This is a genomic window from Sediminibacter sp. Hel_I_10, assembly GCF_000688335.1.
Lineage (GTDB): Bacteria > Bacteroidota > Bacteroidia > Flavobacteriales > Flavobacteriaceae > Psychroserpens.
The window spans coordinates 1,098,380-1,117,361 of sequence record NZ_JHZX01000001.1 but is presented as its reverse complement, the minus strand read 5'-3'; the positions used below and the strand labels follow the sequence as shown (position 1 = coordinate 1,117,361).

The 18,982-nt window shown below is 38.0% G+C and carries 16 protein-coding genes; 11 read left to right on the top strand and 5 right to left on the bottom strand.

What is annotated here, in order from left to right; translation table 11 throughout:
* The first annotated feature begins 11 nt into the window (after positions 1-11).
* From P176_RS0104940 to P176_RS0104890, 10 genes are all read left to right on the top strand, one after another.
* Positions 12-1,514: an efflux RND transporter periplasmic adaptor subunit gene (locus P176_RS0104940; protein ID WP_026753660.1), complete on the top strand. Its 1,503-nt coding sequence runs from the start codon at positions 12-14 to the stop codon at positions 1,512-1,514.
* Between the two features lie 12 nt (positions 1,515-1,526).
* Positions 1,527-4,628, top strand: a complete 3,102-nt coding sequence (locus P176_RS0104935) for an efflux RND transporter permease subunit (RefSeq protein WP_026753659.1) — start codon at positions 1,527-1,529, stop codon at positions 4,626-4,628.
* A 13-nt stretch (positions 4,629-4,641) separates the two neighbouring features.
* Positions 4,642-5,868 carry an MFS transporter gene (locus tag P176_RS0104930; RefSeq protein WP_026753658.1) on the top strand — a complete coding sequence of 409 codons (1,227 nt, stop codon included), beginning with the start codon at positions 4,642-4,644 and terminating at the stop codon, positions 5,866-5,868.
* 10 nt (positions 5,869-5,878) lie between these two features.
* Positions 5,879-6,127 (top strand): (2Fe-2S) ferredoxin domain-containing protein, encoded by a 249-nt coding sequence (locus P176_RS0104925; RefSeq protein WP_026753657.1) that lies wholly within the window; start codon positions 5,879-5,881, stop codon positions 6,125-6,127.
* A gap of 956 nt (positions 6,128-7,083) precedes the next feature.
* A complete protein-coding gene (locus P176_RS0104915) occupies positions 7,084-7,428 on the top strand; it encodes a single-stranded DNA-binding protein (RefSeq protein WP_026753655.1) in 345 nt (114 codons plus the stop codon).
* A gap of 77 nt (positions 7,429-7,505) precedes the next feature.
* Positions 7,506-7,886, top strand: a complete 381-nt coding sequence (locus P176_RS0104910) for a DUF6876 family protein (protein ID WP_026753654.1) — start codon at positions 7,506-7,508, stop codon at positions 7,884-7,886.
* Positions 7,887-7,898: 12 nt separating this feature from the next.
* Entirely contained in the window at positions 7,899-8,096 is a 198-nt protein-coding gene (locus P176_RS0104905; protein WP_026753653.1) for a hypothetical protein, read from the top strand.
* Between the two features lie 443 nt (positions 8,097-8,539).
* A complete protein-coding gene (locus P176_RS0104900; protein WP_026753652.1) occupies positions 8,540-8,920 on the top strand; it encodes a BfmA/BtgA family mobilization protein in 381 nt (126 codons plus the stop codon).
* An 11-nt stretch (positions 8,921-8,931) separates the two neighbouring features.
* Complete coding sequence (mobB, locus tag P176_RS0104895; RefSeq protein WP_026753651.1) at positions 8,932-9,963, top strand: MobB family relaxase; 1,032 nt, start codon at positions 8,932-8,934, stop codon at positions 9,961-9,963.
* 5 nt (positions 9,964-9,968) lie between these two features.
* The gene (locus P176_RS0104890; RefSeq protein ID WP_037348722.1) at positions 9,969-11,549 is read left to right on the top strand and encodes a type IV secretory system conjugative DNA transfer family protein; all 1,581 of its coding nucleotides are present in this window, start codon (positions 9,969-9,971) and stop codon (positions 11,547-11,549) included.
* Between the two features lie 14 nt (positions 11,550-11,563).
* Here P176_RS0104890 and P176_RS20235 read toward each other — a convergent pair whose 3' ends face one another.
* Both P176_RS20235 and P176_RS0104880 read right to left on the bottom strand, forming a co-directional pair.
* Complete coding sequence (locus P176_RS20235; RefSeq protein WP_081820674.1) at positions 11,564-13,369, bottom strand: ATP-dependent helicase; 1,806 nt, start codon at positions 13,367-13,369, stop codon at positions 11,564-11,566.
* A gap of 2 nt (positions 13,370-13,371) precedes the next feature.
* Positions 13,372-15,297 (bottom strand): ATP-dependent endonuclease, encoded by a 1,926-nt coding sequence (locus tag P176_RS0104880; protein WP_026753649.1) that lies wholly within the window; start codon positions 15,295-15,297, stop codon positions 13,372-13,374.
* A 142-nt stretch (positions 15,298-15,439) separates the two neighbouring features.
* Between P176_RS0104880 and P176_RS0104875 the strand changes: the two genes are divergently transcribed.
* Positions 15,440-16,807, top strand: coding sequence for an RNA-binding domain-containing protein (locus tag P176_RS0104875; protein ID WP_026753648.1), 1,368 nt, complete (start codon positions 15,440-15,442; stop codon positions 16,805-16,807).
* Between the two features lie 9 nt (positions 16,808-16,816).
* Here the strand turns inward: P176_RS0104875 and P176_RS0104870 are convergent, their stop codons facing one another.
* Genes P176_RS0104870 through traM form a run of 3 tightly spaced genes read right to left on the bottom strand, consistent with a single transcriptional unit; the run spans position 16,817 to position 18,981 of the window.
* On the bottom strand, positions 16,817-17,179 hold the full coding sequence (locus P176_RS0104870; protein WP_026753647.1) for a hypothetical protein: 363 nt from the start codon (positions 17,177-17,179) through the stop codon (positions 16,817-16,819).
* A 6-nt stretch (positions 17,180-17,185) separates the two neighbouring features.
* Positions 17,186-18,019, bottom strand: coding sequence for a DUF4138 domain-containing protein (locus P176_RS0104865; protein ID WP_026753646.1), 834 nt, complete (start codon positions 18,017-18,019; stop codon positions 17,186-17,188).
* Positions 18,020-18,051: 32 nt separating this feature from the next.
* Positions 18,052-18,981, bottom strand: coding sequence for a conjugative transposon protein TraM (traM, locus tag P176_RS0104860; protein ID WP_026753645.1), 930 nt, complete (start codon positions 18,979-18,981; stop codon positions 18,052-18,054).
* Position 18,982: the final 1 nt, after the last annotated feature.

Here is an 18,982-nt window from a genome sequence, read left to right as displayed (position 1 = left end):
ACATACGAAAGATGAAATATATAATAATAGTGCTCGCCTTTTTGGCAATGTCCTGCAATAACAAGTCAGAAGACGCACACGCACACAACGAAGATGGTAGTCACGTGGGCGAAGAAATTCCACGATTGAGCCATACTATCTGGACGGATAAAACAGAACTCTTTGTTGAGTTTCCTGCGCTCATAGTAGGTAACGGAAGTAGATTTGCAGCCCATTTTACGGTTTTGGATAAACACCAGCCCGTTCAAGAAGGTTCTGTAACGGTCAGCTTAATAAAAGATGGAAAAGGAATTAGAAATACGGTAGATGCACCGTCATCCCCAGGCATTTTTTCGCCTGCCATACAACCGAAAGAAGAAGGAAACTATCAATTGGTTTTTGAATTAACTACACCTGAATATTCAGATAAAATAACAATTGACGATGTTACGGTTTATGCTAATATAGATGAAGCCATAAAAGCTTTGGGTGCAGCCGAAGATGATGGGAGCATTTCGTTTTTAAAGGAACAAGCTTGGAAAATCGATTTTCAAACCGCACCTGTCGTTTCAGGTAAAATTTACGATGTCATCAACACCTCTGGTGTTTGGATGCCCTCGCCCGGTTCTGTAAAGTCCTTGGCAGCAAAATCCAATGGGGTGGTAGATTTTAAAGTAAGCAACCTCACGGAAGGCACAGCAGTAAAAAAAGGTCAGCTCTTAATGAGTTTGAATAGCCAAGGTTTGGCATCTAATAATTTGAGTACGGATATCGCTTCCGCGAAAGCGAAATACCAACAGGCCAAATCTGAATATGACCGAAAGAAAGAGTTATACGACTCTAAAATTGTCCCAAAATCTGAATTCGAGAAAGTAGAGAGCAATTTTGAAATCGCCAAAGCCAATTATCAATCATTGACATTAGGCGTTTCGGGAGGTAGCAAACAAATTCGTGCACCTTTTGATGGCTTTATCAAATCCATTACGGTTTCCAATGGTGATTACGTGGCGCAAGGCGTCGCATTGGTAGCTATAGGGACACATCAATCCAAGGTATTGAAAACCCAGTTAGCACCTGACTATGGACTTACGATGGACAATGTACAGGGAATCTGGTATCAAACGAGCAACGGACAATGGGCAAATGTAACAGATGCGGAAGGCAAGATTCTTTCCATAGGTAAAGATGTAGAGCGTGAAAATCCATTGATTTCAGTTTTTGCACAAGTAAATGCAGAGGTCGATATGCCAGAAGGAAGTTTAACGCCCGTTCAAATTGCAATGGGAAATGCGACCCAAAATACAACGATTCCTGTTGATGCCTTATTGGAAGATTATGGAAGTTATTCTGTTATCGTGCAACTTTCAGGCGAAAGTTTTGAAAGACGTCCTGTAAAAATAGGAAAACGCAATGGCGAGAATGTAGAAATAGTGCAGGGCTTGGAAGTTGGCGAAGTAGTGGTAACTACAGGAGCATATCAAGTTAAAATGGCTTCAATGTCGGGTTCAACACCTGCACACGGTCACGAACATTAAAAACGAAGTGAAATGTTAAACAAAATATTATCAATTTCACTTCAAAATAGATTGCTCATTTTATTGGGAGCGGTTGCATTGAGTGTGTTGGGCGTGTATTATGCACGTACAATGAACGTCGATGTATTCCCAGACCTTACAGCGCCCACGGTAACAATTCTTACCGAAGCACACGGAATGGAATCTGAAGAAGTAGAAAAATTAGTAACCTATCAATTGGAAACGGCCTTAAACGGTTCGCCAAATGTGAGACGAATCCGTTCGTCATCGGCAGCAGGTGTTTCCATTGTTTGGGTAGAATTTGAATGGGGAACAGATATTTATCGTGCTCGCCAAATTGTTAGTGAACGCATCCCGATGGTACGGGAAAATTTACCCGAAGGAATTGGAGCACCAACAATGGCACCTATTTCATCCATTATGGGCGAAATAATGCTTTTGGGAGTGACATCAGACAGTCTTTCGCCGATGGAACTGCGAACCTTATCCGACTGGACAATCAGACCTCGCATAAAAGCCATTGGCGGTATTGCAAATGTGGTGGTCATTGGTGGCGATTACAAGCAATATCAGGTATTTGCCAATCCCGAAAAGATGAAGTATTACGACGTGAGCCTATCAGAATTGGTGGAACACGTTAAGGAAGCAAATCAAAATGCACCCGGCGGTGTCATCAATCAATATGGCAATCAGTATATCATTAAGGGAAGCGGTAGAGCCTATGCGCTGGAAGACTTGCAGGAAGCCGTTCTTAAGGAAGTGAATGGTCAAACCATCAAAATAAAAGATGTAGCAACTGTACAAATCGGAGCTGCCGATAAAATTGGCGACGGTTCATTAAATGCAAAACCCGCTGTGATTCTGACCATTTCAAAGCAACCCGATGTGAATACCTTGGAGTTGACAGACCGCTTGGACGAAGCCATTGCAGACTTGGACACAACCTTGCCAAAAGGTGTCAACATCAAAAGCCAAATCTTTAGACAGTCCGATTTCATAGATGCTTCTATTAGTAATCTAAATATGACTTTGTTGGAAGGTGCGTTTTTTGTAATGATTATCCTGTTCATCTTTTTAATGAACTGGAGAACTACCGTTATTTCCTTGCTGGCAATCCCTATTTCATTATTGGTATCCATCATTATTTTAAAATGGCTGGGTTACACCATAAATACAATGAGTTTGGGTGGTATGGCCATTGCCATAGGGGCGTTGGTAGATGATGCCATCATTGATGTGGAAAATGTATATAAACGCTTGCGTGAAAATATCAGAAAACCAAAAGGGGAACGGGAATCGACAATAAAAGTAGTGCGTGATGCTTCAGTAGAAATAAGAAGTTCCATTATCATCGCTACCTTGATTATTATCGTTTCGTTTGTTCCCTTGTTCTTTTTAAGCGGAATGGAAGGTCGATTGTTACAACCGCTCGGAATAGCCTTTGTGACCTCAGTATTGACCTCATTGGTAGTTGCCGTAACCGTAACCCCAATTTTATGTTCTTATTTATTGGACAATGAGAAGCTTCTAAACAAACAGGCTGATGGTACAAAAGTAGAGCGTTGGTTGCAGAAACATTATGGCAATCTTCTGGAACGAGCGACACGAATACCTAAAACCATTATAGGCGTAACTGTCATTGCATTTGTATTAAGTCTTCTGGTTGTAACGCAATTGGGAAGAAGTTTCCTGCCAGAATTTAATGAAGGTTCATTGGTAATTAGCGTGGTTGGTCCACCGGGAATGTCTTTGGAAGAAAGTAATAAGACTGGAAAGTTAATAGAGACCATTTTATTGGATATGCCCGAAGTAGAGGTCGTTACTCGAAGACAAGGACGTGCCGAACTGGACGAACACGCACAAGGTGTTAATGCTTCGGAAATTGATGTGCCCTTTGTTCTTGAGAACAAAACCAAAGAAGAGTTCTTTGAAGAAGTCCGAAATAAATTGAGTATCGCACCTGGTGTTAATATCACATTGGGACAACCCATCGCACACCGTATTGACCATATGCTTTCTGGAACACGCGCCAATATTGCTATAAAGATATTTGGTTCCGATTTACAACGTTTGTTTGAAGTTGGTAAAAGCGTAGAACAGAACATTAAGGATATTGATGGATTGGCAGATGTTGCGGTTGACCAGCAAATTGAAGTACCACAAATACGTATCAAACCCAAACGCCAGATTCTTTCGGCTTATGGTATGACGGTCGGTAATTTAATGGAACAAGTGGATATTGCTTTTGCAGGCGAAGAAGCAGGCGAAATTTACGAAGGACAGCAATATTTTGATTTGGTAGTACGCTATGAAAAACCGTTTCGGGACAACATTGAGAATATTGGTAACACGTTAATCAGTTTGCCAAATGGTGGTCAAACCACTTTGGGCGAACTGGCAACCGTTCAATCTGTAAGCAGTCCAAACACTATCAATCGAGAAGATGTGCAACGTAAGATTGTGGTAGCAGCCAATGTTCAAGGCAGGGATTTACGTGGTGCCGTTAACGAAATAAAGGAAGTGGTCGCCAGCAATGTAAATATGCCAGAAGGTTATCGTGTACAATATGGCGGACAATTTGAAAGTGAATCCAAAGCATCACAATTGCTTTTGATAACAGCCATAATTGCAATAGCCATCATTTTCTTGCTATTATATTATGAGTTCAAGGATGTAAAACTGGCGTTCGTAGTCTTAATCAATCTACCATTAGCGTTGATTGGTGGTATTTTGATTGTGTACTTCACATCAGGAATCATCAGTATCGCTGCGACCATTGGATTTATCAGTCTCTTTGGAATAGCAACCCGTAATGGTATTTTATTGGTATCACGTTATGAAGATTTACGAAAGGAAGGAATCCAAGGCTTTCAATTGATAAAGAAAGGTGCATTAGATAGATTAAATCCCATTTTAATGACTGCCTTTACCACAGGTCTGGCATTGATACCATTAGCCTTAAAAGGTGGCGAACCCGGAAGTGAAATACAAAGCCCTATGGCAGTTGTGATTTTGGGTGGTTTGCTTTCAGCTACTATTTTGAACTTGGTGGTAATTCCTTGTGTGTATCAGCTATTAGTTAATAAAAAACGGAATTCAAACGAAACAATATGATTTAAGAGAATAGATGAAACTGTCAAAACTATTAGAGACCTTCCAAGCTTTACGTAATCGTTTATTCGCAAAACTTTATTTGGCACAGACCATAAGTTTATTGGGCGATGCCTTTACGTGGGTCGGGTTGGCTCTTTTGGCATATCAGTTCGGCGAAGAAAGGGCTGCGGTCATATTGGCAACAGCTCTTACTTTACGAGTTACTGCATTCATTGTATTTTCGCCTTTTGCAGGCGTATTAGCAGATAGGATTAGCCGAAAGAAAATACTCTATACCACACATTTTATCAGAATGGTTATAGTAGGTTGTCTGCCTTTCGTGACTGAAGAATGGCAAATTTATGTCCTCATTTTTCTGATGAATGTATTTAACGCATTTTTTAGTCCGACTTATCGGTCTATCATTCCGCAGATTGTAGATAAATCAATATACAGACAAGCGATAGGTTTATCGGCAGCCACGTATCAGCTGTTAGGAGTATTGGGTCCAGGCTTGGCAGGGATTTTAGCCATCTGGTTAGGTGCAAGGGAAATATTTTTTGTCGATGCTGTTACATTTGTTATCGCAGGTATTTTATTGTTGAGCCTTCCAAAAAGTAAGCTGGATATTGTTGCAGACGAAATCGAGGGTAAGATAAAGCCAACCACTTGGCAAGATGTTTTAAAGGGTATTAGACTACTATTTTCCAATCAATACGTGCGCTTCGCATTATTCATTGAATTTGTTTCTGCGGTTGCTGGCGCACTTATCTTGGTCAATACCATCATATTGGTCAAAGGTGGATTGGAACTTACAGATAAAGATTACGGAATCATTATGGCAGCTTTCGCTATTGGTGCAATGGTAGCGGCATTTGTTTCTGGAGCAATTGATAAATCCAAATCAAGACGCATATCTCTCATTATTGGAGCTCTGATTTTAGGAGTTGCCATAAGTTTTGCCAATTACCTCGATTTTTCAATGTTATTCATTGTATGGATTGTTGCCGGACTTGGTCAAAGCCTTGCGGAGATTCCATCCGAAACACTTATCGGAGAAACAGTACCCATCGAAGAACAAGGTAAAGTCTACGGTTCTCATTTTGCATTTTCACATCTATGGTGGGCATTTGCATATCCATTGGCAGGATTTTTGGGTACTACATTCCCAAATCAAAGCTTCCTTTATGGAGGCATTATTACATTAATAATATTGGTGTTAGTGGTTATTTTATTAAGACCTAAAAAACATTCATTATAAATAGAATACTATGGAAGAATATAAAAATAATAAACCCGTTATTTATCGGTGTGACGGCGTTAATTGCCGAAAGAAAAAAGGAAAGCTTTTAGATTATTATATAAAGAAATACAAGTTAAAAAATAAAATTGAGGTTGACGATATGGACTGCAACAACAAGTGCGAACAAGCACCTGTTATGCATCTTCATCCAGAGGATATATGGTTTTCGGAAAAAGATTTAGGGACAATCGTTAGAAGACATATTTTAAATAAATAATTGGTTTAAATTGGAAACAAATTCACCTTCTTACATTGGTAGGGAGGTTTTTTTTATGCCATTAGATTTATTCCCATTCAGCACATTCCCCTACATTCCGCGAAAAGCTTCATTACGGCAAAAGCGCTTCACTACTGAAAGTCTTGGACACAACTTCAAAGCTTCCGTTTTCCATTCCACTTGCCCGTACATTCCCGAGAAATATCGGGAAACGGTCAAACTGCATTCCAACCTACACCTTCAAAGTCAAGTCCGCTTTAAATCCTGCATAATGAGAATAAATAGTTTTCTTAATCCGTTCAGCACATTCCCCTGCATTTCGCCAAAAGCTACATTTCGGAAAAAGAGCTTCACTACACATATCTTGGACACAATCCCCAATTTTAGCTTTCCATTCCGTTAACCCTTCCCGATGCTCTGGGAAGGAACACTTCATTCCTTTGCCAAAATTGTGGATTAAGTCCGCTTTTCATCGGAAAGTCATCCCTTCGGTTTTCTTAACAGGATTTTCGGCGCGGTCTTCTTGAGCCCTCACTCGAAAATCCTTAAAAACCGAACCGCTGCCCTACACATTTTAAGGGGTTTATAATGGATAAAGCCTTTGTTGTTTTTCGGGGCGTCGAAAAACAGGCACGACATAACCAATTCTAATTTAATCACAGCTGCTTATCTCGCTTAACTGTCGGTACGCTCAAACGCAACTGCGCTTAAAAGAATTGCTAATGCCCTTATGGAACTTGTCAAGACTATACAAGTTTTAGTGAAAAATAAGGCTTCTACTTCCTTGAAATTCCAAGGAATTTACTACGTCGCAAACACACCTGATTTTGCCCGAAAAGTCTTGACAAAACCCACTCTATCCATTGTGCGGTGCACAGAAGAAAAGAACAAACACCCCTTAAAATTTAATCTGTTTTAAATCAATAGGGGAAATATAAATCCTTAAATATTTTATTATGAGTACTATTAAAAATCACGTACAGTTAATTGGAAACGTTGGACAAGAGCCAACCATTACGAACCTTGAAAGCGGTAAGAAAGTAGCCCGCTTCTCACTCGCTACAAACGAGTATTACAAAGATGCAAAAGGCGAAAAACAAACGGACACCAACTGGCACACCGTAGTAGCTTGGGGCAAGACTGCTGAAATCGTTGAGAAATTTGTCGAAAAAGGCAAAGAAGTTGGAATATCGGGAAAACTTAAAACCCGAAGCTATACAACTGATGATAACGAACAACGCTATGTTACCGAAGTTATAGCTGATGAAATCCTATTACTTGGAAGCAAAAGCGATAAGTAATCTTCAAAATTAAAGAGGGCGCACCTGTCGAAAGTTTCGCCCTCTTTTTCATTATTCACACATTAAATATATGTACAATGAAAGCACAAGTTAACGAAATAAAAGAGCGATTGCAATATTTTACGGGAACAGAAATGTTCTATTCTTTACCGCTCATACGAACAAGATTTACGGACGGATTAAAATATCTTTCTACGGTAGCGGAATGTTTTTGGCTCATTACGGACACGTCCGTAATTGCAAAAAGTCTGATGAACCGAAGCGAATTTGTAACCATAGACTTCAAAAGATTGCCCAAAGAAAAACAGGATTATTCTGGTTATGAAGCCGAGATAATTTACAGCGATGGCAACGACAATATTTTGGAAAAACACCGTTACAGGGCAACCGATTTTCCACTCGATGAACTGCGGTTATTTTTTGTAAATGATACGCTGATGTTACCAAGCGAATATTAAAATTTTGAAGCTATGATTCACATAAAATTTCAAGATTTGAGCGAGGAAAAACAAGAGGAACTTTTACAGGTTTCGAGACAACACGTTACACATATTTATGGGGAATCCATCCAAAAATATGTTGACGAAACTGGGGCAGATTATGATAGTTTGATAGATGAAGAAATGATTAAAAACTTATACACCTATAATTTCGTTTTCAACATTTAGCACTATGATATAGAGCAACGAACACCTCTAAAATTTTAGAGGTGTTTTTCTATGCAATTAATATATAGTCAAGAAAAAAACGTATCTTTATTTCGCTGAAATTCAGCATTCAAATTTAAGTAGGGTTATCCACTTTTCGACTTTCGCCGATAACCATACACATCGAAAAATAACATATCGGAAAATCATTTTCCCTGAAAATGGCAATCGGCTTTTTAGCCGGATTGTATGGATTTTTGTCACGCTTGCGCGTGACGAAAAGGAATAGCAAGAGGGTAACGGGCTGCGCCGCGTTACATATTCCATTTTCATTTTAATCTATTGATTTTTAAGCAGTTAAAAATAAAGTAGATATAAAAAATCCATCGATTTGCGTCAAATGGTTTTGAAACACCAGCAAACAGGGATGGATTTACGTCAAATCTTTAAAAAAGCGAAAGGAAATGGACTCATTCATCACTATCAGGTTCAAACGGAAAACCGCCAAAAGGTTTCAGGAATTTTCCAAGAAGCACTTCAAAACGCACACGGAAGCGATGGAAAACATCCTTGATTTTTTCCTCTACAACGAGATATCACCAAAGGAAAAATTGGGACCAACTGGACGTACCATAGAAGCTAAGTTACTCAAAAGAATCAATGCAGTTATCGCCATAATGCGAGATGTGGAAAAGACACAAACCAAACCTACAGTCGCAATGTTGCAATCCCTTTTTGTAATGGACGAACCTAAAAAGAAACCGCTCATTTTGGAAAAAAAATATGCTGAGGAAAAGAAAGAAGTACGCTTTCGCGAAAAGCGAAACACCAACAATGAACTTTAAAGATTTAGCTTATGTACATCACAATCACACCTCAAAAAATGGGCGGTAACTTTTCCAAAAGTTCAGCAGATTTTGTTGGCTATTTAGAGAAGGAAAACCAAGGATTGGAACAACACGAAATGGAACATTTTTTCAATCAATATGGCGATGAGATTTCCGCTGAAGAAGTAGTCAAAGAAATAGATGGAAATACCGCAAAATTGGAAAAACACGAACCAAGGTTCTATTCAATTACCGTGAGTCCTTCAAATTTTGAATTGCGAAAACTTCAGAACAGTAGCGAAGATTTAAAAAGATATACTCGCGAGCTGATGAAGGATTATGTGGCTTCATTCAACAGGGAAATCAAAGGGCGACCTGTCAGTATCGACGACATAAAATATTATGCTAAAGTTGAACACCAACGCACATTTAAGGGGACGGATTTTCAGGTAAAAGAGAACCAACCTTTTGCCACAAAAATACTTCAGCTAAAAACTGAAATCCGAAATATTCAAGAAGGGCGAGCTGAAGGAAATATCAAAAAGATGAAAAAAGAAATTGCCAAACTGGAACGCCAAGCACCACATCAACAAAATGGAAAACGGATTGTCCAGGGAATGGCGAAAGATGGAAACCAAAGTCACATCCATATCATTGTGAGCCGAAAGGATGCGTCAAACAGATTTAGTTTGTCACCTGGAAGCAAATACAAAGCTTCCGATGTGAAGTTGAATGGGGAAACCGTAAAACGTGGTTTTGACAGAGATAAGTTTTTTGAGAAAGCTGAAAAGACGTTTGATAAGACTTTTGGGTACAAACGCAACTTTGCAGAGACCTACAAAGCACGAAAGGATTTTGTAAAAAGCCCAAATCTATATTTCGCCGCCTTGATGAAATTACCAGCGAACGAAAAAGCATTAGCGTTTAAAATGATTACCAAATCAGGATTACCGATAGTGCCAAGTATTCCAGTTAGTCAAACACAAATCGCACTTCGGATTTTCAAACGATTAAGACGTGGTGCAGAGGTGGCAATTAAATCAAGTTCCATCGGAATCTAATTAATATGCAGATATATAATGTCATAACGATACTTTTAATTATTGGTCTAACCAGTATTATTTTCTATGCAATGTTTCGGGTAAGTAAGTATGCGTTCCTATTGAATATCATAATGCTTTCGGTCTTCGTTTTCTATATTACTGAAGGAAATGAATTAGTATCAATATTGCTTTATCTGGCGTGTCCTCTAATGCTAATTAATATAGGATTGTACGTTTTTCTGCATAAAACTGAAAATGTACAAAATGGCGATACAAAGTATCAAGTCAATTTCGCTACAACCAAAGGAAATTTTAAATTGGATAACATCAAAAGGGGTGCATCCATCATTGGTTCTGCTGGAAGCGGGAAGACCGAAAGTGTGGTGTATGGATTTTTAAAACACTTCCGGAAAGAGAGCTTTTGCGGAATCATTCACGACTATAAAGATTTTGAGCTGACCGAAATGGCTTATCCTCTTTTTAGGGATAGCGATATTCCATTTAAGGTTATTTCCTTCGATAAAATCATCCACAGGGTAAATCCTATCGCACCACGCTATTTAGAGAACGAGGAAAGCGTAAACGAAGTCTCACGTGTATTAATCGAAAACCTTTTAGAACAAAGAGAAAGTGGCACAACAGGAACAACAAAATTCTTTAACGATGCAGCCGAAGGTTTGATAGGTGGATTGATCTGGAAACTGAAATGCGATTATCCCAAATACTGTACGTTACCACATTTAATAGCCATATATCAAATGCTCGATACCGATAGCCTAATCCAGTTTTTGGAAACCAACACCACATCGAGAGCGATGGCAGATGCTTTTATTAGTGGGAAGGATTCAGATAGACAGACAGCTGGTGTGAAAAGTACCTTGGCAAATGCGCTCAAACGAATTAGTACACAACGCATTTTTATGGCACTATCCGCAGACGAAGTGCCTTTGAACATCAATAGCGAGGAAAATCCTGCAATAATTTCCGTGGTAAACAATCCAAAATATGAGACATCCTATTCGCCTGTAATCGCCACTATCATTCACACCATTACCAAACAAATGAGCGTGCGAAATTCTAAACCGTCTTTTTTATTGATGGAAGAGGCGCCTACCATTAGACTGCTGAATATGCACCGTATTCCAGCAACATTACGTAGTTATGATATTGCCACCATTTATGTGATGCAAGATAAAATACAGAACGATATGATGTATGGCGATAAGGCGAGCAAAGCGATTTTAAGCAATCTATCCTATCAGTTTTTCGGAAAAGTCAATGACCCAGATACTGCAAAATACTATGAGCGCTTTTTTGAAATAATCAAAGACCCGACTAAAAGTATAAGTCGTGGCCATAATCTTGATTTTGATACACGAATCACAACAGGCGAAAAGGAAATCCCCAAGATTAGAGCAGATGTTTTCTTCCGGTTGAAGCAGGGCGAGTTTATCACTTATGCTGATGGAAAAGATAAGAAAGTCCAGTTTAAATTAGCCAGAATTCAAAGGCAACTTCCTAATGACACCAAGCAGTTTTCTCAGGCGGATTTAGCGGCTAATTTTGAGCGGGTTTATGATGAGGCGAAGTCGATATTTAGTTGAAGAATGATACAGTTTCATTCAAGATTAATGATTGAAATTTCTTCCCCGAACCTTTTAATTAACTGCTCATCAGTAATTTTGTCAGGAAACGCCATAGCCAAAAGGTGCTTAGGCCTTGACATCGCCACGTAAATTATACGTTTCTTTTCTTTTATGAATCCATCAGCATCAGGCTCTAAATCTCTAAAATTAATATTGCTTGCGTGGTTTTTTTCATCAAAAAATATTAGGATAGCATCCAATGTTTTTCCCTTGACTTTATGAACTGTGGTCAGCGAGCTTGTTTTTTCAATGTCTACGCGGTTGAAATGAGCCGATACAGGCTCGTTTCTCGTGGTCTTAGCAAAATATTTAGAAGTTTTTTTAATTCCAAAATCTATTTCATAATCAAGATTTAGAGCTTTCTGAATGTAAGATGGGCATAAATTTGACCAGTCCTCTACCGTAAGTGAGAGTTCAGGCAATCCTTCAACAAACTTTATAATGCGGGCATTATAGAGATAATCAGTTTTTAATTCAGCTCGCAAATGACCAAAATCAGCAAAAGACAATCCCCTATTTTCCAAACGAATTACAATATTTCTGGCTATGTTGATGGCTTCTTTTAAATTTTTATCATCATATTCTATTTTGGCAGCAATAAGTTCGTATGCTAAGGAATTGTGCCAAGGTTGTTGTTGTGTATCTCTACCCAACATTTTGTTTCTAATATTATTCCCCCGAACTACCACTTTAAGCTTTTTATATTCTTTATCGGTACAGTATTCTTCGAAATGATTTATGATTTCGCCTCTGTCGCCAGTTTTATATTTATAGATAAGAATAGGCTCGTTCAAGTTGGTTTTGCAGGCACTTGAAATAGTTCGTTGATCTTCGGGTCTTAATAAGGAAAAACAGTCTATAATATGTTGTGGCGACCTTCTGTTGTTTGATAAATCTAAACCAACATAATCTTCGCTATTATATTTGTCCAAAAATAGTTGCGGATTGGCATCCCTAAATTCAAAAAGGCTTTGATAAGGGTCGCCAATAAATTCGAGATTAATTAAGCCTTGATTATTTAATTCTTCAAAAATTTGGTGCTGCATTAATGAGTTGTCCTGTGCCTCATCAATTATAATATGTGGAAACCTCTTAGACAACCATTTGCTAATTTTTGGATTTTTTCTAAGAAGAGTTAATGCAATAAATGCAGAATCATTTGTTGTAATGAGACCATTTTTAAACTGCCAGTTTTTTATGTATTTACAATATTTAATAAAAACATCTAAATCAACCTTTTCAGTCGATGGGTTGCCACCATTTACGGAATAAGTGCCATCTGGCTCTAACCTAATTTTTGATGGTGCATATTGGAAGAATAATATTTTGTTTTGCTTAGTTTTAAAAGTATTCATTGGTCGCTTAAGTGCACCAGTATTCTTTCCGGTTTTAGCATCATTGATTTTCCAAAATGAATCCAAACGCTCTTTTTTGTCCAAAATTTGAGGACGAGCAAAATTTCTTTCTAAAAGGTAATAAAATGGTAATGTTATGTATGTATTGATGAAGCTATCAATGGTACTTACAAGATGGGGGTATTGCAAATTCTTACTGCAAAGTTTGTTACATGTCGAGTTAATTTCATCTTTAGCAACGTTAGTGAATGACAAACAAGCAATTCCTGAGTGATTGCCATAGATCTTTTTATACTCATCCTCAAGATTGATAATTTTTTGAGCAATCGCAGTAGTTTTTCCACCACCAGGACAGGCGTTTAAAACAACTCTACCTCTGGCATCAAAATAGGCTTTTAATTCGTCTGTAATGTCCAATTCCATACCTACCCCTTTAAATGCTTTAGACTTTTTCGAATGTATTTTGGAATTACAAATTCTTTTCTGGCACGCTTTAGGTTCTTGAGAATATATAGAGAGAAGTTTTGAGAAAATTCGCCTTTAGTTGGAAACGACTTCCACAATAATATAGCTGCTTTTCTCTGTTGTTCTTCGGTAAGTTCTTCTTCAATCACGGCATCCACATAGTCAAGAATGGCTTTCGCTTTCTTAGGTCTTATTTTGTTGATGTACTTAAATAGAAAGTTATTTTCAATACCCTCTTTTGTATTTGGGATATTTGCAAGTGCCAATTCATATTCAAGAGTTTTTTCAGCAGAAAAGATTTTTACGGTGTCTTTACCATTAATCGCGGAAGTAATATTTGGAATTCTCGATGATACGTCTGCTGCCTGAATTAAATTATCCAGTTCATCCAGCTTTTCATAATCTGTGACAAGAAGTTTCTTAAAAGAGTATTCTTTTTTCTTCGAGCCAGAAAATTTGTCATCATCCGTTAGAATTGAAACTGGTTTGTCAATGGATTTATGTGGCTGGCTCGAATTGAACAAGTGAATAAACGGATAAAAACTTGTGCCACCAATATTGACCAGTTCTATTCTGTAATCTTCCAAACGATATTTCTTTATGGCTGTAAAAGCTGATATTAAAAGTTCTTCGGAAATACCTTCAACAAATAGTACTGCTTTGGCAAACAGTAGTTGAGATTTTGTCACATCTATATACCTTTCCAACTGTCTTCGTCTGAATCTGAAATTTGCTTGGGTCAATTCCTTATCCTTAACGGTGTCTTCTATAATCTTTTCTGAAACCCTATTTTTAAACTGCTTGCTCAATTGAAAGGCTTGACCATCCAATAATATTAAGTTCTTTAAGGGCACTTTGGAAGTTAAAGTGGGGGAATGTGTTGTAATGAATAATTGGCTGTTTTTAGATTTGCTGGAATCTCTCAAAAAACTATAAAGACTTAGCTGAAGTTGCGGATGTAGGTGTGCTTCGGGTTCTTCAATAAGCAGGGCGAAATGAGGAACCTTATTATCTTTGATTTGGTCTTTAATATCACCAAGAACTGTTGCGATATATATAAGATTATTTTGCCCTAAACTATTCTGCCAAAGCGAAAAACCATCACCTGCCAAACTATCTCTATCGTGAGGTAAGAATGGTTTTATAGCGTTTACAATATATTCGGTTTTTGATTGCTCTATTTGAAGTCCAATTTGGTTATCTCTAAAGCGTTGATAAATACCAGCGAGATTTTCGTTTACCCCATCACGGGTTTCCGAAACTTCTGCTTGTGCTAAAAGTTCATCATTTGCAGTACGCATAATACCTTCAATGACATCTTCAGTCTCGTTTTTTTCAACTCGCCTTTTGATAACACGACCCAAGACATTACCTCGATTTGTCAATAAGTCACGCGTGCTGTCTCTGAGTCCACTTAGATAGTAATGCTGAAAAATTGCGAATGTACTATAATCTGCTTTCTGACCCTCAACATTCCCAGTATAGTAAGATGAAATAGGGTATTTTCCACCTTTATCCTCGTAAGTTAGAACAACTTGTGCATATTCATTTGTGTCATCTTCAGGGTCAATTACCATATACTCATACAATGCACCTCTTTGTGCGGCTGATAGCCCTTTAAACTGGAAAATTATGGTAATCTTATCTGCTCTCGTGACATTCAAGTTATCCTCAGCATCTTTTTCTATACTTTCGTGGAAATCAGCAAATCCTACTGAAATATCCCTAATGGGTTCACCCATATTGTAGAGTAACCTAATAGCATCGATAACTGCCGATTTGTTACTTCCATTTTCCCCGATTAGTATATTTATACTACGGTTAAAATTAAGCGCCATTTCTTTGATTCCCCTAAAATTTTTGATGACAAGTTTGGATAAATACATACGCAATTGGATGGTTGGTTAAACTTGTAAATTTAACAAACATTTTCTTGCATTCGGAATAACTGTAATCCTATTGTAGATTTTAAAAACTTATTATCACAATTTAATATCGTTATCTTTACCGTCTGATTTTAAATAAATAATGACCGAAACAAACCGCATAGAATACAAACGAGAACTGTCCGATGGACTTGAGAAAGAGGTCATTGCTTTTTTGAACTATCGCGAAGGTGGCATTATCTATATCGGTATTGATAAGGAAGGGAACACTTACGGTTTGGCTGATGCGGATGGCGACCAGTTAAAAATTAAGGACAGGTTAAAGAACAATATCCGTCCTTCAGCTTTGGGTTTGTTTGATATTGTGAGCGAGGAACGAGAGGGCAAGAACATCGTAAAAATCATTGTGGCGAGTGGTCCCGAAAAGCCCTATTATCTCAAAAAGTATGGGATGAGCGAAAAGGGTTGTTTCATTCGCTTGGGTTCAGCAGCTGAGCCGATGCGACAAAAAATGATAGACGAGCTTTTTGCCAAACGTACCCGAAATTCCATCAGTAAGATTAAAGCAAGTCGGCAAGATTTAAGTTTTAGTCAGTTGAAAATCTACTACGAAGAATCAGGACACAAACTTGGTAAAGCTTTTGCAAAGAACTTGGAACTACTTACCGAAGATGGCGCATTCAATTATGCCGGCTATCTTTTGGCAGATAAGAATAACACTTCTATTAAAGTGGCCAAGTATTCGGGCAAAACCCGAACGGACTTGATAGAAAGCAACGAGTATGGTCACGAATGTTTGGTCAAGGCCACCAAGCAAGTGATAGATAAAATTGCTGTCGAGAACCGAACCAACACTAAAATAACGGCTAAGGAAAGACAACAAGCCAACCTTTGGAATCCCATCGCCTTACGCGAGGCCATCATCAATGCCTTTGTGCATAATGACTACACAAACGAAATAACCCCAAAGTTTGAAATCTTTAGTGATAGAATTGAAATCACTTCGTCTGGTGGTCTTCCAGAAGGATTAAGCGAACAGGAATTTTTTGAGGGCTTTTCAGTCCCACGCAACAAGGAACTGATGCGAATTTTAAAGGATTTGGAACTTGTGGAACAATTGGGTTCTGGCATCCCTCGTATTTTGGAACACTATGGGAAAGAGAGTTTTAAATTTTCAGATAACTTCCTTAGAATGACTTTTACAGCTAAAAAAACTGCTGTTGAAGAAGGTGGTCAAATAGGTGGTGTAATGGGTGGTCAAAAAGGTGGTGTAATAGGTGGTGCAATAGGTGGTGTAATTGATTCTTCTGAAGCTTTAACTAAAAGACAAAAAGAAGTTCTTAAACTTATTGCTGCTAATACTTCAATAACCTATAATGAAATAGCTGAAGCTTTAAGTATTAATGAATCTGCTGTTGGCAAGCATATAACAGCTATAAAGAATAAAGGTTTTTTAGTGCGTCAAGGCGAAACAAGAGGCTATTGGGAAATCAATCTCGATGAAAACTAAAAAAACTTTTCAAAAAGGCCCTTTTTCCCTCGGACCTTTACTCGTAACTTTCCATTGGCCGTTTTCTTTAGCCAATTTGAAAATTCCAGTTTTCCCATCGTAGGTGGTGCTGTATTTCACCCAAGCAATTTCGCCATCAACAGCTTCATCTAAAATTTCTACTTCGATGTCTTTATCAGAATCTGGTATCATATTCTGTACAGTAATCAAACTGGCATAGCCTTCTGAAGTAGTATGTTTTTTTAAAGCTGATTCGTCTTTTGAGAAAAAACTTTCTGCAACTGCCTTGGCAGTTTCAGAAGGGGATTTCGTTGTGCTTTCTGAACAACAAAGGAACAACAGAACAAGCGAGCAAATGACTATTCTTTTCATAATATTCTAATTTGGGTTATTGATATATCTATGTGATATTTTCAGTTCTATATTTCGTTCGCCATCCTTTTCATTCAATTCCAAAATTGCCCTGCGGTCATCGGATAATGAGAACTTGGGCATCACATAAGCAAATCGTACCGTTTCACTTTCCTTGATTTTAGACGGTAGATTATGTTTGTATATCGGTTCTTGATAGAGACGTTGCAATGATTTTCTTTTCCCTTTTTGCCGAGTTTCAATCGAAAGGTTCAAGAAATTCAAATCGTAATCCAACGAAGAATTATTTTCAATCTCGATAACGAAATACAATTCATCCTTATCAAAAACAATATTTTCAACGGTCAATATAATGCCTTCATTCCGTTTCTTAATCCGACCTATGCGCTGTTTTCTTTTGAGTAGATACGAGCAGAATTTTTGGTAATAATACGTGCTATTATCTACAAGTTCTTCAGAAGATTCAGCAATAACCGATTCTATAACAATAGGTTTTTCATTTCCGATACTATTGGATAGCGGAATGAAATAATTGAGCTTAGATAGCTGTTTTTTATATCTTACAATATACGAAAAAATTGAACCATTTCTATTGACTACCAACAGATTACTTTCCTTCCCTGGCTTTGCCTGAAGAAGTCCAAAATACTGTTCCTTTTCACGATTGTAAGTAAATACAAAATTATCTGAACCAGTAATACCTTGCCTAATAGGTTCTGGGAAGAACAGCGCAACGTTTTTGGTGTCGTTGGCATAAATGGTATCGAGAACTGTAGTTGTTTGCGCTTTCGCGAAAGCGGAAATACATATGACTGCTATTATTAAGACTGAATTTTTCATAAGAGTGCGTTTTTAAATACCCATTATGGGCCTCATAATTTTGGTTTTAATATTAATTTGTAATTGTTCAATACTGTAACTTTTACGTTACGGTTACTACGTCTAAGAACTTTTGTAATGCCACCTACTTGCGGAACGGTAGGTATGTTGATGTCGCCAATAATGTCGTCAAGAACTTCGGTGGTGGCTTCTGCCCGAAAATTGTTCTGTACGTAAACACCTTCACTACCATCAGATAAATCAAAAGCTTTGAGCTTTGTAGGATGGTGCTGTATGTTTTCAATTTCAATGAGCGCACGATTGGGCTGAAAGCTGATGAAACCGAAAATAGGTGTATTCTTAGGCATTTCTTTACCATTGATTGTAGCAGTTTTGGTCAGGCGCATCCGCAATCTGGTATTCGCTTTTACGACTTGGTCGCCATCTACTACCACGTAAATTGTTTCATCGGTATTACCAATTATTGAAACCTTGTCCGGTTTTGGCGCAGCAGCAAAGAACAATTGGTGTTCCAAGCCCAATTCTTTAGCTTCAATTTTTTGTTCCCGCTTCACTTCAGCAGAATCAATCGTTGATACCGCTTTGCGAACAGTTCTTTTCTGTCCCAAATTCTGGTATCGCTTATCTGAATACTGAATCTTACCAGCCTCATAGATGCTATCTACGATACGCTCTTTTTCCCGTTCCGGAAGGTCTGGATCGTAAAATCCCAAGGAATCAATCAGTTTTTCGTCATAGATGCTGGGCGCATTATTTTCCCTAACTTTTTTCAAGTCGTTAATCGCATCAAGTTTGGAATCATATTCTTTCTGGTCTTCTTCCAAATCTGGCACTAAGGTCTGTTTAAGGTTTTCGGTTTCACTTTCATCATCGCCCATTACCATTACGGAATAGGAAATCAGAAATATGAAAATCACGGCCAACACCGCTACAAATACTATCTTGTTTTTTTCTACTTTCATA

Excerpts from the sequence above, each read along its gene's own strand:
- P176_RS0104940 (WP_026753660.1), top strand. The coding sequence starts at position 12 with ATGAAATATATAATAATAGTGCTCGCCTTTTTGGCAATGTCCTGCAAT.
- P176_RS0104935 (WP_026753659.1), top strand. The coding sequence starts at position 1,527 with ATGTTAAACAAAATATTATCAATTTCACTTCAAAATAGATTGCTCATT.
- P176_RS0104930 (WP_026753658.1), top strand. The coding sequence starts at position 4,642 with ATGAAACTGTCAAAACTATTAGAGACCTTCCAAGCTTTACGTAATCGT.
- P176_RS0104925 (WP_026753657.1), top strand. The coding sequence starts at position 5,879 with ATGGAAGAATATAAAAATAATAAACCCGTTATTTATCGGTGTGACGGC.
- P176_RS0104915 (WP_026753655.1), top strand. The coding sequence starts at position 7,084 with ATGAGTACTATTAAAAATCACGTACAGTTAATTGGAAACGTTGGACAA.
- P176_RS0104910 (WP_026753654.1), top strand. The coding sequence starts at position 7,506 with ATGAAAGCACAAGTTAACGAAATAAAAGAGCGATTGCAATATTTTACG.
- P176_RS0104905 (WP_026753653.1), top strand. The coding sequence starts at position 7,899 with ATGATTCACATAAAATTTCAAGATTTGAGCGAGGAAAAACAAGAGGAA.
- P176_RS0104900 (WP_026753652.1), top strand. The coding sequence starts at position 8,540 with ATGGACTCATTCATCACTATCAGGTTCAAACGGAAAACCGCCAAAAGG.
- mobB (WP_026753651.1), top strand. The coding sequence starts at position 8,932 with ATGTACATCACAATCACACCTCAAAAAATGGGCGGTAACTTTTCCAAA.
- P176_RS0104890 (WP_037348722.1), top strand. The coding sequence starts at position 9,969 with ATGCAGATATATAATGTCATAACGATACTTTTAATTATTGGTCTAACC.
- P176_RS20235 (WP_081820674.1), bottom strand. The coding sequence starts at position 13,369 with ATGGAATTGGACATTACAGACGAATTAAAAGCCTATTTTGATGCCAGA.
- P176_RS0104880 (WP_026753649.1), bottom strand. The coding sequence starts at position 15,297 with ATGTATTTATCCAAACTTGTCATCAAAAATTTTAGGGGAATCAAAGAA.
- P176_RS0104875 (WP_026753648.1), top strand. The coding sequence starts at position 15,440 with ATGACCGAAACAAACCGCATAGAATACAAACGAGAACTGTCCGATGGA.
- P176_RS0104870 (WP_026753647.1), bottom strand. The coding sequence starts at position 17,179 with ATGAAAAGAATAGTCATTTGCTCGCTTGTTCTGTTGTTCCTTTGTTGT.
- P176_RS0104865 (WP_026753646.1), bottom strand. The coding sequence starts at position 18,019 with ATGAAAAATTCAGTCTTAATAATAGCAGTCATATGTATTTCCGCTTTC.
- traM (WP_026753645.1), bottom strand. The coding sequence starts at position 18,981 with ATGAAAGTAGAAAAAAACAAGATAGTATTTGTAGCGGTGTTGGCCGTG.